The sequence below is a fragment of the Cellulophaga tyrosinoxydans genome (genome assembly GCF_900176415.1).
Taxonomy (GTDB): Bacteria; Bacteroidota; Bacteroidia; order Flavobacteriales; family Flavobacteriaceae; genus Cellulophaga; species Cellulophaga tyrosinoxydans.
In genome coordinates this window covers 1,402,983-1,419,319 of record NZ_FWXO01000001.1, presented here as the reverse complement: position 1 = coordinate 1,419,319, position 16,337 = coordinate 1,402,983, and the positions used below count along the sequence as shown (strand labels likewise).

The 16,337-nt window shown below is 33.9% G+C and carries 11 protein-coding genes; 6 read left to right on the top strand and 5 right to left on the bottom strand.

The window, feature by feature from the left end:
* Positions 1-4: 4 nt before the first annotated feature.
* The 6 genes from B8963_RS06365 to B8963_RS06340 all read left to right on the top strand — a co-directional run bounded on the left by B8963_RS06365 (position 5) and on the right by B8963_RS06340 (position 12,035).
* Complete coding sequence (locus B8963_RS06365) at positions 5-946, top strand: Rossmann-fold NAD(P)-binding domain-containing protein (RefSeq protein WP_084060558.1); 942 nt, start codon at positions 5-7, stop codon at positions 944-946.
* A 52-nt stretch (positions 947-998) separates the two neighbouring features.
* Positions 999-1,832, top strand: a complete 834-nt coding sequence (argB, locus tag B8963_RS06360) for an acetylglutamate kinase (protein WP_084060557.1) — start codon at positions 999-1,001, stop codon at positions 1,830-1,832.
* A 2-nt stretch (positions 1,833-1,834) separates the two neighbouring features.
* Positions 1,835-2,899, top strand: a complete 1,065-nt coding sequence (locus B8963_RS06355; RefSeq protein WP_084060556.1) for a M20 family metallo-hydrolase — start codon at positions 1,835-1,837, stop codon at positions 2,897-2,899.
* Between the two features lie 87 nt (positions 2,900-2,986).
* Positions 2,987-4,267 (top strand): argininosuccinate lyase, encoded by a 1,281-nt coding sequence (argH, locus tag B8963_RS06350; protein WP_084060555.1) that lies wholly within the window; start codon positions 2,987-2,989, stop codon positions 4,265-4,267.
* 306 nt (positions 4,268-4,573) lie between these two features.
* Positions 4,574-11,101: a BspA family leucine-rich repeat surface protein gene (locus B8963_RS06345; protein WP_084060554.1), complete on the top strand. Its 6,528-nt coding sequence runs from the start codon at positions 4,574-4,576 to the stop codon at positions 11,099-11,101.
* Positions 11,102-11,105: 4 nt separating this feature from the next.
* Complete coding sequence (locus B8963_RS06340) at positions 11,106-12,035, top strand: PorP/SprF family type IX secretion system membrane protein (protein WP_084060553.1); 930 nt, start codon at positions 11,106-11,108, stop codon at positions 12,033-12,035.
* Here B8963_RS06340 and B8963_RS06335 read toward each other — a convergent pair.
* From B8963_RS06335 to B8963_RS06315, 5 genes are all read right to left on the bottom strand, one after another.
* Positions 12,032-12,472, bottom strand: a complete 441-nt coding sequence (locus B8963_RS06335) for a hypothetical protein (protein WP_084060552.1) — start codon at positions 12,470-12,472, stop codon at positions 12,032-12,034. The two genes, B8963_RS06340 and B8963_RS06335, sit on opposite strands and share 4 nt — an antisense overlap.
* Before the next feature lie 63 nt (positions 12,473-12,535).
* Complete coding sequence (locus B8963_RS06330; RefSeq protein WP_084060551.1) at positions 12,536-13,378, bottom strand: pseudouridine synthase; 843 nt, start codon at positions 13,376-13,378, stop codon at positions 12,536-12,538.
* 91 nt (positions 13,379-13,469) lie between these two features.
* Positions 13,470-14,420, bottom strand: coding sequence for a carbon-nitrogen hydrolase family protein (locus B8963_RS06325; protein ID WP_084060550.1), 951 nt, complete (start codon positions 14,418-14,420; stop codon positions 13,470-13,472).
* On the bottom strand, positions 14,421-15,326 hold the full coding sequence (locus B8963_RS06320) for a geranylgeranylglycerol-phosphate geranylgeranyltransferase (protein ID WP_084060549.1): 906 nt from the start codon (positions 15,324-15,326) through the stop codon (positions 14,421-14,423). It lies immediately after the preceding gene.
* Between the two features lie 10 nt (positions 15,327-15,336).
* Positions 15,337-16,275, bottom strand: a complete 939-nt coding sequence (locus tag B8963_RS06315; RefSeq protein WP_084060548.1) for a mevalonate kinase family protein — start codon at positions 16,273-16,275, stop codon at positions 15,337-15,339.
* Positions 16,276-16,337: the final 62 nt, after the last annotated feature.

The following is a 16,337-nucleotide window of genomic DNA, read 5'->3' as shown; positions in this document are numbered from 1 at the left end:
TAAAATGAAACATTACATAAGTATTCAAGATATAGATTCACTACCAAACCTAGTTAAAGAAGCCAGAGACTTAAAGGCTAATGCCAAAGCATACAAGCATTTAGGCGAGGACAAAACCATTTGTTTATTATTCTTCAACAACAGCTTAAGAACGCGTTTAAGCACCCAAAAAGCTGCCATGAATTTAGGCTTAGAAGTCATGGTGATGAATTTTGGCTCAGAAGGCTGGGCTTTAGAATACGGTGATGGTACTGTAATGGATCAGGGCACCTCAGAACATATAAAAGAAGCAGCTCAGGTAGTTTCTCAATTTTGCGATATTGTTGCTATTCGTGCCTTTGCATCCTTAAATGACAAAGAAAATGATGAAGCTGAATTGGTATTAAATGGTTTCAAAAAATATACCACTATACCTGTAGTGAATATGGAAAGTTCTGTTGGACATCCCTTACAAGCTTTAGCAGATGCTATTACTATTGCAGAACAAAACACCAAACCTAAACCTAAAGTTGTGCTGTCTTGGGCACCTCACCCAAAAGCCTTGCCGCATGCTGTAGCAAATTCTTTTGCCGAAATGATGCTAAAGCAAGATGCTGAGTTTGTAATTACACATCCTGTTGGGTATGAGTTAAATCCTAAAATAACTAAAGGTGCAAAAATTGAATATGACCAAAATAAAGCATTGAAAGATGCTGATTTTGTTTATGTAAAAAACTGGAGTAGTTATAACGACTATGGGAAAGTGGTTAATCAAGACAAAAACTGGATGATGACCAAAGAAAAGTTAGGCACTGCAAAATTCATGCATTGCCTACCTGTTCGTAGAAATGTTGTTGTGGAAGATGCTGTATTAGATTCCGATCAAAGTTTAGTTATAGAACAAGCTAATAATAGAACCTATTCTGCACAAATTGTATTGAAAAAAATATTAGAGAACCTACACTAACCCTTTCAAAAGAGGGGAGCTAATTAGTTCTGAGGAAAATAAAAATATATAAATGGCAGACAATCAAAAAAATAACGATAATGGGTTTCTTCCCTTTGGGGAGACTAAGAGGGGCTCCTTATCTGTAGTAAAAATTGGAGGAAATGTAATTGAAAACACGGTTGAACTGGATAAATTTTTAGACCTATTTTCAAAAATAGAAGGTCCAAAAATACTAGTTCATGGTGGTGGAAAATTAGCAACTCAACTTGCAAGCAAACTAGGCATACAATCTAAATTAGTTAATGGCAGACGCATTACGGATGGTCAAAGTATTGATATTATCACTATGGTCTATGGTGGATTAACCAACAAATCTATTGTCGCTAAATTGCAAGCAAGTAAATGTAATGCCATTGGATTGAGTGGTGCAGATGGAGATGCTATCCAAGCACATAAAAGACCTGTAAAGGATATAGATTATGGCTTTGTTGGCGATATAGATGGTATAAATTCAAATTTAATAAGCGCATTATTAAAAGTAGGATTAACTCCTGTTTTTTGTGCCTTATCGCACGACGGAAAAGGCCAAATATTAAACACAAACGCGGATACCATCGCCTCAGAAATTGCCATCGGTATGGGAAAAGAATATGATACCACCCTATTTTATTGTTTTGAAAAGAAAGGCGTTTTACTTGACATTAAAGACGATAATTCAGTTGTAAAACACATTAATTCTAAAAAATACCAAGAATTATTAGACCAAAAAATTATAGCAGATGGCATGCTTCCAAAATTAGAAAACTGTTACCATGCTTTACATCATAATGTAAAGAAAGTTTGTTTAGGCGATATTGGAATGATTAAGAAAAATGCTGATTTATATACCTCAATAACACTGTAACTATGACTCAAAAACAACTTACTGAAAAAGCCATTGCGTTATTGAAGCAACTTATAAGTATACCATCTTTTTCTGGTGAAGAGGATAAAACTGCAGAAGCTATCCAAGATTGGTTTACATCATTTGGAATTCCTTTTACGAGAGACCATAACAATGTGTATGCAAAAAATAAATATTGGGATGATTCGAAACCAACCCTACTATTAAATTCGCATCATGATACGGTAAAACCAAATCAAGCTTATACCAAAGAACCATTTAATGCACATGTAGAAGATGGAAAATTGTATGGTTTAGGCAGTAATGATGCAGGCGGGTGTTTGGTTTCTTTATTGGCTACATTTTCACATTTTTACGCATCAGAAAATCTAAGTCATAATTTACTAATGGTTGCTTCGGCTGAAGAAGAGAGTGCTGGAGAAAATAGCCTTAGAGGTCTCTTACCTTCACTCCCTTCTTTTGATGTGGCTATTGTAGGAGAACCTACTTTAATGAATTTAGCAATTGCAGAAAAAGGTTTAATTGTTTTTGACGCCATAGTTAAAGGCACACCATCACACGCGGCGCATCCAAATACTGATAATGCCATTTACAATACCATACCAGTTTTAGAATGGTTTAAGAAGTATACTTTTGATAAATCATCAGAAGCATTAGGAGAAGTTAAAATGACGGTGACACAAATAAATGCAGGTAGTCAGCATAATGTTGTACCTTCTCAAGTAGATTTGGTGATAGATGTTCGCGTAAATGACTGCTATACAAACTTAGAAATTGCTACCCTTTTAAAAGCGGAAGCTCCCTGTATAATGCAAGAAAGAGGATTGAAACTAAATTCCTCAAAAATTGATAAAAACCATGCATTAGTACAATCAGGTATTGCTTTAGGGAGAGAAACTTATGGTTCACCTACCCTATCGGACCAAGCTGCATTGACTTGCCAGTCTTTAAAACTAGGACCTGGTGATAGCACACGTTCGCATTCTGCAGATGAGTATATTTATGTACAAGAAATTGAAGAAGGCATCGATTTATATATTAAAATATTAGAGGGATTTTTAAAATAGAATAGAGTATTGAGGTATTAGTATTGAGAAAAAAATTACATAATATCAATACTTACTACTTAATACTAACTACGTAATACTAGAAATATGAAACTTTGGGATAAAGGATTTAGCACAGATAAAAAAATAGATCATTTTACGGTTGGTAATGATCGTGAATTAGATTTACATCTGGCAAAATACGACGTTATTGCTTCGAAAGCTCACGCGAAAATGTTAGGTAAAATTGGTTTGTTAACTCAAAATGAAACCGATGATTTAATTAAAGAGCTTAACCATATTGAAAAGAGTATTCAAAAAGGAGAATTTGTAATTGAAGATTCTTTTGAAGATATGCATTCCAAAATTGAATATATTCTTACTGAAAAATTAGGAGATACAGGTAAAAAAATACATACAGCACGTTCACGAAATGATCAAGTTTTAGTTGCCATGCATTTGTATTTAAAAAATGAATTGGCTGAAATTAAATCTGAAACTAAAATCTTATTCGATTTATTATTAAATCTTGCTGATAAATACAAAGCAGTTTTATTACCTGGTTACACACATTTACAAATTGCAATGCCTTCTTCTTTTGGCTTATGGTTTTCTGCCTATGCTGAAAGCCTAGTAGATGATTTATATTTTATTGATGCTGCATATAAAGTTGCCGATCAAAATCCGTTAGGGAGTGCTGCTGGTTACGGAAGTTCATTCCCGGTGGATAGGACATTTACTACTACAGAAATGGGCTTTTCTAATCTTAAATATAATGTTGTTGCAGCCCAAATGGGTCGTGGTAAAGTTGAAAAAGCGGCTGCGTTTGGTATTAGTAGTATTGCTGCCACACTTTCTAAAATGGCTATGGATATTTGTTTATATATGAGTCAGAATTTCAATTTTATCTCTTTCCCAGATGAACTCACAACAGGTTCTAGTATTATGCCACACAAAAAAAACCCTGATGTTTTTGAGCTTATTCGTGGAAAATGCAATAGACTTCAAGCAGTTCCTAATCAATTAACTTTAATACTTACAAATTTACCAAGTGGGTATCATAGAGATTTACAATTAGTGAAAGAAGTTATTGTACCCGCTATTCAAGATTTAAAGGCCTGTATAGAAATATTAACCTTTAGTCTTAAAGAAGTTCGTGTTAACGAAACGATTCTTGAAGATCCAAAATATGACTATTTGTTTAGCGTAGACACCTTGAACGAATTAGTTTTAGGCGGCATACCATTCCGTGATGCTTATAAGCAAATGGGAATGGAAATTTATGAAGGAAGATTTACCCCAAAACGTGACATTAAGCACACGCATGAAGGTAGTTTAGGTAATTTATGCTTAAATGAAATTCGTAAAAAAATGGAAGCTATTTTATAAATAATGCTCCTGCAATTTTAAAATAATTTTTCTATTTCGTCGATAATTCTATCGGCTACTCATATCTAAATATTTAATTAATATCGTTTTACGTTGTTCATTCGTAAAACGATATTTTTTTATACCGTCTGTCCAATTCAACAAGCTCATCTTCACGGTTTTCAGGGTGTTTTAAAACACCCACATCTTCTAGTTTTGCCTTGTTGACCTTTGTAAATCAAAGATTCACAACAAATAATTTCATCATTGCAAGTGCATCATCATATTTGAAACACAAACTCGTTTGCCTATAACACCTCTAGAACCATGATTAAAAATATTTGCACCGTTTTATTTGTCTTTTTTAGTTTAAGTATCTTTTCTCAAGAATTTACAACCAATTGGAATACTACTTTATTAAGTACTGGATCTTCGGCAAATAATCAAATTACCATACCCACCAATGCAGCATACACCTACAATTATACTATTGACTGGGGAGATGGTTCTACAGATTCTAATGTCACAGGTAATATTACGCATACTTATGCAACACCTAATTCGTATACCGTAAGAATTAGTGGTGATTTTCCTGCCATTTATTTCAACAATAGTGGAGACAGAAATAAAATAATAGAAATTTTAAATTGGGGAACTATCCAATGGCAAAGTATGGAAGATGCTTTTAACGGATGCGAAAACCTGAATTTTGATGCTATTAATTCTCCAGATTTATCGCAAGTTACTAGTCTACAAAATATGTTCAAGGGTGCGATATCTTTTAACGGGATTATTAATAATTGGGATATCAGTAACATAACAAACATTTCTGGTATTTTCTGGAATGCAAGAATTTTTAATAGACCACTAGATAGCTGGAACACCATTTCGGTTACCGATATGTCTCATGCATTTAGAGGTGCGGGGCTATATAATGAACCTTTGGATAACTGGAATGTTAGCAATGTAACCACTTTGGCATACATGTTTTACGGTGCAAGTTCTTTTAATCAAAATATAAATAATTGGGACATAAGCAATGTGACAGATTTAACTGGAACTTTTTACAGTACTGGCTCTTTTAATTCACCTTTAAATAGTTGGAATGTAAGTAATGTTACAACTATGGAAATAATGTTTAGCTATTCTGATTTTGATTTGCCTATAAATAATTGGAATGTAAGTAATGTAACTAACATGTCGGGCATGTTTGCTGGTTCGGCCTTTAGTCAACCTTTAAATAATTGGAATGTAAGCAATGTAACTAATATGTCTAGTATGTTCCAAAGAACTAGAAGTTTTAATCAACCGCTTACCAACTGGAATGTGAGCAATGTTACAGATATGTCTAGTATGTTCGATGGTTATTATTGGACCAATATATACAATCAACCGCTAGACGGCTGGGATGTGAGTAATGTAACAAACATGAGCTATATGTTTAGAGATACACGTGATTTTAATCAACCTCTTAGCTCTTGGAACGTAAGTAACGTTACTAATATGCAAGGTATGTTTAATGATGCCGATGTTTTTAACCAGGATATCACTGGATGGGATGTAAGCAATGTTACTAATATGAATACAATGTTTCAAAATGCCCCTTTATTTAATCAGGCTATTGGCGTTTGGAACGTTTCTAATGTAACAAACATGAGCAACATGTTCAATAGAGCTATAGCTTTTAATCAACCATTAAACTCTTGGGATGTAGCTAAAGTCACTAACACGAGCGGTATGTTTACCTTAAACACCATCTTCAATCAAAATTTGAGTAATTGGAATACCGCATTAGTCACAAATATGTCCACGATGTTTAATGGAGCTAGTGCATTTAATCAAAACTTAAGCACATGGAACGTTGGAAATATTACCAATATGACAAATATGCTTTCTGGCTCTGCTCTTTCAAAAACCAACTATGACAATACATTATTAGGTTGGGGAGTACAGACTGTAAAAACTAATGTTAACCTTGGCGCAACTAGCCTATACTACTGCGATGGTCGAAATGAAAGGCAAAACTTAATCGATAATTACAATTGGACAATTACTGGCGATATAATTGATTGTGATTTTGTGCTGTGTACATCGCTAGTATCCCCAAAAAATGGAGATTTAAATGTTCCTTCGAACGCAAATTTAATATGGGCTGCTGTACCGGGAGCAACTGGATACCGCATTAGCGTACGTCGTGAAAATGGCGGTTCAACTCAAGTTATTTATAACAACGAAGATGTTGGTAATGTTGTAGGTGTAAATTTTACTAATGACCTTACACCAGGCGATACTGTTTTTGTTACTATAGTGCCTTATAATGCCAATGGACCTGCAGTTGGTTGTACTGAAGAAAGCTTTTCTGTAATTCCAAGCTGGGTGAATAGTCCAGATGCCTTTAAACTAACTTTTGACACTAGTATTACAGATACTTGGACTTCTAACAACAGACAAGTTAGATTAGAACTAAATGATGGCTATCCTGGTTATTTTGACTATGACTTTTCTATAGATTGGGGAGATGATCAATTTGATAATAACGTGACTAACGATATTACACATACTTATTTAACCCCTGGAATATATACTGTTACTATTATAGGCACATACCCTGCGCATTATTATAGCTATTTCTCTGATAGAATAAAACTTATCTCAATAGATCAATGGGGAACACAACAATGGAAATCTATGGAAGATGCCTTTTACTATTGTTCCAATATGGAATATAATGCAACAGATATTCCTGACTTGTCCGATGTTACGTCAATGAATAGTATGTTTTCTTCTACTACCTTATTTAATGGTAACATAAACAATTGGGATGTAAGCAATGTAACGGATATGGGCGCATTGTTCATTGCTGCTACTGCATTTGATCAACCACTTGATAACTGGGATGTAAGTAACGTGGAAGATATGAGAGCTATGTTCCTTGGAGCTGACAGCTTTAATCAGCCATTAAATACTTGGAATACCAGTAGTGTTACTGATATGAGCCGCATGTTTGAACAAGCTGATATTTTCAATCAACCAATAGATTCATGGGATGTAAGCAATGTAACAAACATGGAAAGCATGTTTGAACGTGCAGAAGAGTTTAATCAGCCCTTAAATTCATGGAATGTAAGTAATGTAACCAATATGGCCCAAATGTTTGATGGCTTTGTCACTGATATGGCTTTTAATCAACCACTCGATAATTGGGATGTAAGTAAGGTAACAAACATGGCTATGATGTTTAGGAGAGCGGTAGATTTTAACCAGCCCTTAAATACTTGGAATGTAAGCTTAGTGACAGACATGAGTTATATGTTTCAAAGTGCAACGCGTTTTAACCAACCCCTAGATAATTGGAATACTTCTGCGGTTTTAAATATGGAATATATGTTTTCCAGTGCATCAGCCTTTAATCAAAATATAAATAGTTGGAATGTAACAAATGTCTTGAACACAAGATCAATGTTTAATAATGCGATAGTTTTTAATCAACCACTAAATAATTGGGATGTAAATTCTGTGGTAAACATGTCCAGCATGTTTCAAAGAGCACAAGCATTTAACCAACCTTTAGAAAACTGGGATGTAAGTGCAGTTGCCAATATGAGCTCCATGTTTAAAGATGCTATTTTATTTAATCAACCTATAAATAGTTGGAATGTAAGTTCAGTTACTTTAATGCCAAGCATGTTTGAGAATGCCGAAGCATTCAATCAAAACATAAATAATTGGAATGTAGGTTCTGTTACCCAAATGAACGCTATGTTTAAAGATACCGATAGGTTTAACCAGTCTTTGAGTAACTGGGATACTGGCGAGGTTCTAACCATGAAAGATATGTTCAATGGGGCAGCCGCTTTCAATCAAAATATCAATAACTGGAATACTTCTTTTGTTACAACAATGGAAGCTATGTTTAGAAATGCTGTAATGTATAATCAGCCTTTAAGTTCTTGGAATGTTGCATCTGTTACAACCATGAGGGATATGTTCAGCGGATCAACTGCATTTAATCAAAATATTGACGGTTGGAATGTTAGAAATGTAATTTCTATGGAAAACATGTTTAATGGTGCTACGTCTTTTAATGAAACAATTAATAGTTGGCGAGTTTCTGGGGTTTTAAATATGAATTATATGTTTAGAAACGCAAGTGCTTACAATCAATCTTTAGATCGCTGGGATTTAGGTTCGGTAAGTATGCGTTCCATGTTTCAAAATGCATCATCATTCGATCAAGAACTTTCTAGTTGGAATGTTAGTCAAGTCAATAACATGCAAAACATGTTAGACAACACAGCCCTTACAAGAGAAAACTATGACAATACACTTATTGGTTGGTCAGAGCAAACACTCTCTTCTGGAATTTCATTAGGTGCCGTTGGTTTGGTGTATTGTGATGCGCTTGAAGAAAGACAATCCATGATTTCAAATTTCGGATGGATAATAAGTGGAGACATTCTAGATTGTCCTATACCAGAATGTACGCAATTAATATCACCCTTAAATGGTGAAACCAATGTACCTGTAAATACCAATTTAACTTGGGAACCTGCGTTATACGCCCGAGGCTATAACCTTACCGTTCGCACAGAACCTGGTAATGTAGTTATAGTAAATAACGAGACGGTTAATGAAACATATTATGAATTCAGTTCTGATTTTATTGGTGATGAAATAGTTTATGTAACTATAACTCCTTTTAATGACGAAGGAGCTGCCAGTAGCTGTATAGAAGAGAGCTTTGTTATTACTTCAACAACTACTCCAACAGCACCAGAATGTACTACCTTAATTTCCCCATTGAATAATAGTCAGAATGTAGCTATTGACTCTGGTTTAAGCTGGAATCCAATTTCTAACGCCGATGGTTATAGAATTACTGTTGGAACAACCACAGGAGGTAATGATATCCTTAATAATTTTGACACAGGCAACGACACCTTTTATGATTTTGCTGCAGATTTAGCGGAAGACACAACATATTATGTTTCTATAACTCCTTATAATGAAATTGGTGATGCTATTAGCTGCGTGGAGGAAAGTTTTAAAACAGAATTAATCCCTGTTCCGCCAACATGCACTACGCTTACAAGTCCTTTAAATGGCGCAACCAATGTTCCGTTAAATACTACACTTAGCTGGAACGCGGTTCCAAATGCAACCGGATACTTAGTAGTTGTAGGAACCACCCAAGGTGGCATTGAGGTTGTAAACAATATTGACGTAGCAAATTCTACAACCTTTAGTTTTACTGAAGAACTTCGACCAAACAGAACACATTATGTTACCATTATACCTTATAATGAAGTTGGTGATGCTACTAGTTGCGTTGAAGAAAGTTTTAGAACTGGAGCCGCACCAAATACTGATCCTCCTACATGCACTACATTAACAGCACCCCTTAATATGGCCACAAATGTAGCTTTAGATACCAATATATCTTGGAATGCTTCGGCAACAGCTACCGGATACAAATTAACCATTGGCACTACAAGTGGAGGCAATGATATTTTAGCAACGACTGATGTATTGAATACTACCACTTATAATTTGTCTTCTGATTTACCTGAAGGTACTGTTATTTATGTTTCAATACTTCCATATAATACTTATGGTGATGCTATCTCATGTGTTGAAGAAACGTTTACTACAGAAACATTACCAACAATTCCTAATTGTACCTTATTGAACAGTCCAGTTAATAATGCAACCGGTATTGCTGTAGATGCTAATATTTCTTGGGATGGAATACCAGATGCCACTGGATATACTATTTCTATAACATCAACTAGTGGAAATAATAACATTACCAATTTCGATAACGGGAACAGTTTAACATACAATCCATCAATTAACTTTGAGAATGATGATGTGGTCACAGTAACCATCATTCCTTACAATACAGTTGGTGCTGCAACGAGTTGTACTTCCGAAAGTTTTACAATTGTTAGTCCTACTCCAATGATACCTAATTGTACGGTATTGAACAATCCTGTTAATAATGCAACTGGTATTGCGATAGATGCTAATATTTCTTGGGATGCCGTAACAGACGCCACTGGATACTCTATTTCTATAACATCAACTAGTGGAAATAATAACATAGCCAATTTCGATAACGGGAACAGTTTAACATACAATCCGCCGATTGATTTTGAGAATGATGATGTGGTCACCGTAACCATCATTCCTTACAATACTGCAGGTGCTGCCACGGGGTGCACATCGGAAAGTTTTACAATTGTAAGTCCCATTCCTACGATACCAAGTAGCTGCGCAAACTTAATAAATCCTAGTAATGAAGCTTTAAATGTTGTCGTAGACACTCCAATAGTCTGGGAAGAAGTAATAGATGCCACTGGTTATCGTATCACAATTGGAACTACAACGAATGGTGCTGATATTTTGAATAATGAAGATGTTGGGTTTTTGACTTCCTATAATTTAACAACAGATTTGCCCTATGATACGCGTATTTATGTTTCTATAACACCTTATAACGCTCAAGGTGATGCCATTGGTTGTTTACAAGAATCTTTCACAACTGAAGTAGAGCCACTTGTGGAATCTGAATACGGTTTTTCACCTAATGGCGATGGTATAAATGATTTCTGGGAAATAAAAGGGATAGAAAATAGCCCTGAAAATACCGTAAATATTTACAACCGCTGGGGAGATTTAGTATTTAACATTTCTAATTATGACAACCAGAATAATGTATTTAGAGGAGAAGCCAATAATTTAACTGGATTTGGCGCAAGTACATTACCTAATGGCACCTACTTTTTCCATATTCAAATTTCTGGAACACATAACTTAAAAAAAATGAAAGGATTCGTAGTCCTAAAGCGATAATCATATGAATTTAAAAAATAATATCACTGTCTTAGGGACAATCATCTTTACAATGCTCGGAATGTTTCAATGCTACGCTCAGCAAACCCCAACATTCTCCGAATATAATTATAATCCCTTTATTTTGAATTCTGCTTACGCCGGACTTACCGCTAATACAGAATTATCTGTGAGTAATGCAGGGTATTTTAATGATTTTGAGGGGAGTCCACGAAGTTTTTCTTTAAGTGGACATGGACAATTAAATAGAGGAAAAGTTGGTCTTGGAGCTGGAATAATTCGCGACCAAATTGGCGTTACCACTTCTACGAGTTTCTTTGGCGCTTATTCATATAAAATATTTTTTGATTTTGAAGACAATAGGCCTTATTGGCAATTGTACAATCCTGGAGTCTTATCTTTTGGTATAACCGCTGGCGTACAGCAATACCAAGATAATCTATTGGATTTAGGTATTATGGATGATCCTAATTTTTCAGAAAACATAAGCGCAACCATACCAACTATTGGACTAGGATTTTTATTTAATCATGCGTCATTCTATGTAGGGTTTTCTGCTCCAAATGTTCTAGGAGATGCATTAGCCTCCAGAGACGATTTAAACCTTGAAAATCCCATTTATGGTTATTTTGGCTATCGTTTTTTTAATAACAGATTTCAAGATGTATTAATTAAGCCAAATATGTTACTAAAGTATGAGGATGGCGCTCCACTGCAAGCGGATATTAATTTAGCGGTAAGTTTTAAAAATAAATTCGAGATTGGAGGCGGTTATAGAACTAGTTCTTCGGTAAATTTATTAGCTGGTGTATACCTTTTTGATAGCGTTAGATTTATCTATAATTATAACATAACCACAAATGACTCTCCAATAGGAAACACCCATGGATTTGTACTAAGTTATCAGTTTGGTGAAGGCTATAAAATTGATTAACTATTTTTAATTCTAATTTTGAAAACCGTAGCTACAACTATATTTATAAAATATATGGTTTGCGCTAAAAAAAATATAATAATAGACAACCAAGCAATTACCGTTTCTAAACCGTCATTATTAGTAAATTGATCTATTACAATACCAAATAAACTTAATAAGGTTAGCAATAAATGTATTTTGGTCATCGAATACACTGGTGTAATTTGGTATTTAAGAAGAATAAAGTATCCAAATCCACAAAGTAAAAACCACAGCGCACCCAATAGAAATATATGGGAATGTGCAACTACTAAATAAATATCCGAAATTGTAACTAAGAAGTTTGTATCAATTTTAAAAAAATAAGATATCGAACATCCAACCGCTAAAATGGCTCCTATAAACCATAAAACTAAATATGGTTTTTCTCTTAACAGCATTTTTAATTTCTCCATGACCGTAATATTTCGACAATAAAGTTAATTATGATTTAATTTTGAATGTGTAGAATTGGTTACTTATTTAATCATTCCTAAATTAATAACCTCTTGTTCTGTAAGTGGTCTCCAATGGCCACGAGGCAGATCTTTCTTAGTTAAACCTGCATAAACCACTAAATCTAATTTTACCACCTCATATTCCAATTGCTCAAAAATACGGCGTACAATATTATTTCTAGTACTAAATATTTCTATACCAATTTGATTTTTTGGTGCATTTTCAACATAACTAATATCCTGAACTCGCACTATACTTTCTTCTACCTCAATACCTTCTTTAATACGCTTAAGATCCGTACTTTTTAAAGGCTTAGTTAACTCTACTTGATATATTTTACGAAGTCCGTTTTTAGGAGAATTTAATCTAGCTGTTAGCTCACCATCGTTAGTGAATAGCAATAAACCTGTTGCAGACTTATCCATTTTTCCTACTGGCAGTAATTTTGCTTTTGAAGCATTAGATATTAAACCTAGAGCAGTTCTATGTCCACTACCATCTTTTGAAGAAATAGCAAAATCTTTAGGTTTATTTAATAATATATATTCCTTTTTAATAGGATTTAAAAGTCGACCATCAAAACGTACCTCATCTGTTAATTGTACTTTATACCCCATTTCTGTAATTGGTTTCCCGTTTACAGTTACACTACCTGCAGCAATAAAAATATCTGCCTCTCTACGAGAACATACCCCAGAATTTGCGACATACCTATTTAGTCTAAGTATGTTTGGATTAGATGGCTTTCTAACTTCTGTATTTTTTTTAATAGGTGAGTTTCCTCTAGAATAGCTTTTCTTTCTAAATGTTCCTTGTCCCCGTCCTGAAGCCTTATTGTCATTATTAGAATCTGACCTGCTCATAATTATAAATATTTCGGCAAAGGTAGTAAAGGAATTTGGATGTTTGGAGTTATAACTTTTGTTTTATTAAAGTATGCTAATATTCAGCAAATCAATCGTTAAATTCAACGGTTGATTGTCGTTCTCTATTAACAATTAACTTCGTAACATCTGGTCTAGCATAATGACCTACCACATCAAAGTTTTGGCGTTCTTCATATACCCTATTAAAATCTAAAGTTTGATAAATTAAACCTTCTTTATTAAGTACCGGTTGCACAATCCATTCTCCATCTGGGCCGGCAATACATGAGCCTCCATTGGCAAGAACATCTGGCGATTTTTCTAATATTTTACTAAGATGAGGTGTGTCTACAGGAAAATCAGACTTTTTCATTAAAGATGAAACTGATATAACAAAACTTCGAGATTCACGTGCAATAAATCGTGTAATGTCTTTCGTATTATGCTCACTACCAGGCCATACGGCAATATGTAAATTTTCGCCCAAACCATACAATGCTGCTCTAGGTAATGGCATCCAATTTTCCCAACAGTTTAATCCACCAACGGTAAACTGCTTTAGAGAATGCACTTGCAATCCATTTCCATCGCCTTGAGCCCAGGTTAAGCGTTCATCATAAGTAGGTTGTAATTTTCTATGTACCGATTTTACTTCACCCTCAGCGTTTATAAAAATTAAAGAGCAATAAATACTGTGCCCTCCTCTATTTTTAGCACGCTCCATGATTCCTAAATAAATCGCCATTTTATGTTTCTTTGCTAAGACACAAATAGCATTTAAGTCGCCTGCTTCAATTTGTATAGCATTGCGAACATAATGTGCGTGAATTTCTTTATTCACTTTTAAATCCCACTCAGCTCCATCTGTAAGTGCTAACCAAAAAGGATAACCCGGCAGTAATGCTTCCCCAAACACGATTAACTCTGCCTTTTCAAGGGCTGCTTCCTCTATGGCATTTTTAATTTTCTCAATTGTAGCTTCTCTATTTAACCATACAGGAGCTATTTGGGCCAATACTACTTTAAGTAAATTATCCATTTATAATATTCGGTTTAAAACTACATCTAGGTTAATTAACAAGATACTAAATACTCCTGCTATAATTATTAATTTTAAAATATTGTGCAATAGCACATAATGCCTTTTAGAATCTGATCTAAATAGCAAAACAAGAAATAGCAGTAATAAAAATATACATCCGATAAAGTATAAATACATATACCCAACATCAAATTTTAATATTAATAAAAGTGAGGGAATAAGCGTTAATAGAATTAATATTCCTATCAGAGTTTTTGCGACTTTTTCTCCAAAAATAATTGGTATGGTTTTATAATTTTGAGCTATATCGCCTGCTATATTCTCTAGATCTTTAATCATTTCACGTGCTAAAATCAACAAAAACAGAAACATTGCGTGTACAAATATTACAGTTTCAAAATTCCTGTAATAGACAAAAACAACAAAAAAGGGAGCTATCGCTAAGGTTGATGAAACAAAATTACCTATAAATGGAACTTTTTTAAGTTTGTGTGAATAAAACCAGATACCAAAAATATAAGAAGAAAAAAACAGCACAGCTTTAAACGAAACGTAACTAGCAACTAAGGCCGATAAAAAATTTAAGATAAAATAGGCGCTTAATTTAAACCGTTGACTTACCAAGCGGTCAAGCATGGTTTTATGGGGCTTATTAATTAGATCTTTCTCGGCATCATAAAAATTATTAATTATATACCCTCCAGCAATAACCATTGCCGAGGCCAAAACAATCAAGAATAAATTAATATCGAAAACAACTTTTCTTAATGGTAAATTGGGTGATAAAATATAGATAGATGCAAGATATTGTGCAATTACAATAACCAATATATTGTAACCACGAACAACGGAAAACAGACTCAATAACTTTAAAAGTAGGAGCTTGTTTTTTCTATTAAGCATTTAATAATATTTAGAAGTTGTAAACCACTTCTAATTTATGGCCTTTAAGTGAGTTTTTGGCCTTTTCAAAATCTTCTGTAAACCCTAGTATATAACCTCCTCCACCAGAGCCACACAATTTTAAGTAATACTCGTTGGTATCGATTCCATGTTTCCAAATTTTATGAAATTCGGCAGGAATCATTGGTTTAAAGTTGTCTAAAACAACATTAGACAATTGTTTTAAATTTCCGAAGAGCGATTTTATGTTACCACTAACAAAATCTTCAACACAAGCATCGGTATGCTTAATAAATTGATCTTTTATCATGGTACGGAACCCTTTATTTTTCATTTGTTCCATAAAAATCTGAACCATAGGAGCTGTTTCTCCAATAATACCGCTATCTAATAAAAATACGGCACCTTTACCTTCTAAGTTTTGAGATGGTATACTCGTAGACTCAATATTATCTTTAGAATTAATTAATATTGGCAAACTTAAATAACTATTTAAAGGATCTAAACCAGAAGATTTGCCATGAAAAAAAGATTCCATGTGACCAAAAATCGTCTTCAAGGTTAATAGTTTTTCCCTTGTTAAATTCTCTAAAACTGTTATTTTATCAAAAGCATATTTATGGTAAATAGCTGCCACTAAAGCCCCACTACTTCCTACGCCATACCCTTGTGGAATAGAACTATCAAAATACATTCCCTTAGAAATATCTTTTTTTAAGGATTTAAAGTCAAAGCTAACAAGGTTTGGATTCTTTGCAGTCATTTCCTCTAAATAATCAGCAAATGCCTCTAGACTTTTGTTAGATTTAATTGCCTTTTCCGAAGATTTTCCATCAGTTTTTAAAGCACCTCTAAAAAAATTATAAGGTATAGATAACCCTTTAGAATCTTTAATAATTCCGTATTCTCCGAAAAGTAGAATTTTTGAGTAAAATAATGGTCCTTTCATGTATTTAATTCAATTCTGATTGGGTAATAATAACTAACGTTTAAAAACTTGTATTATGATTC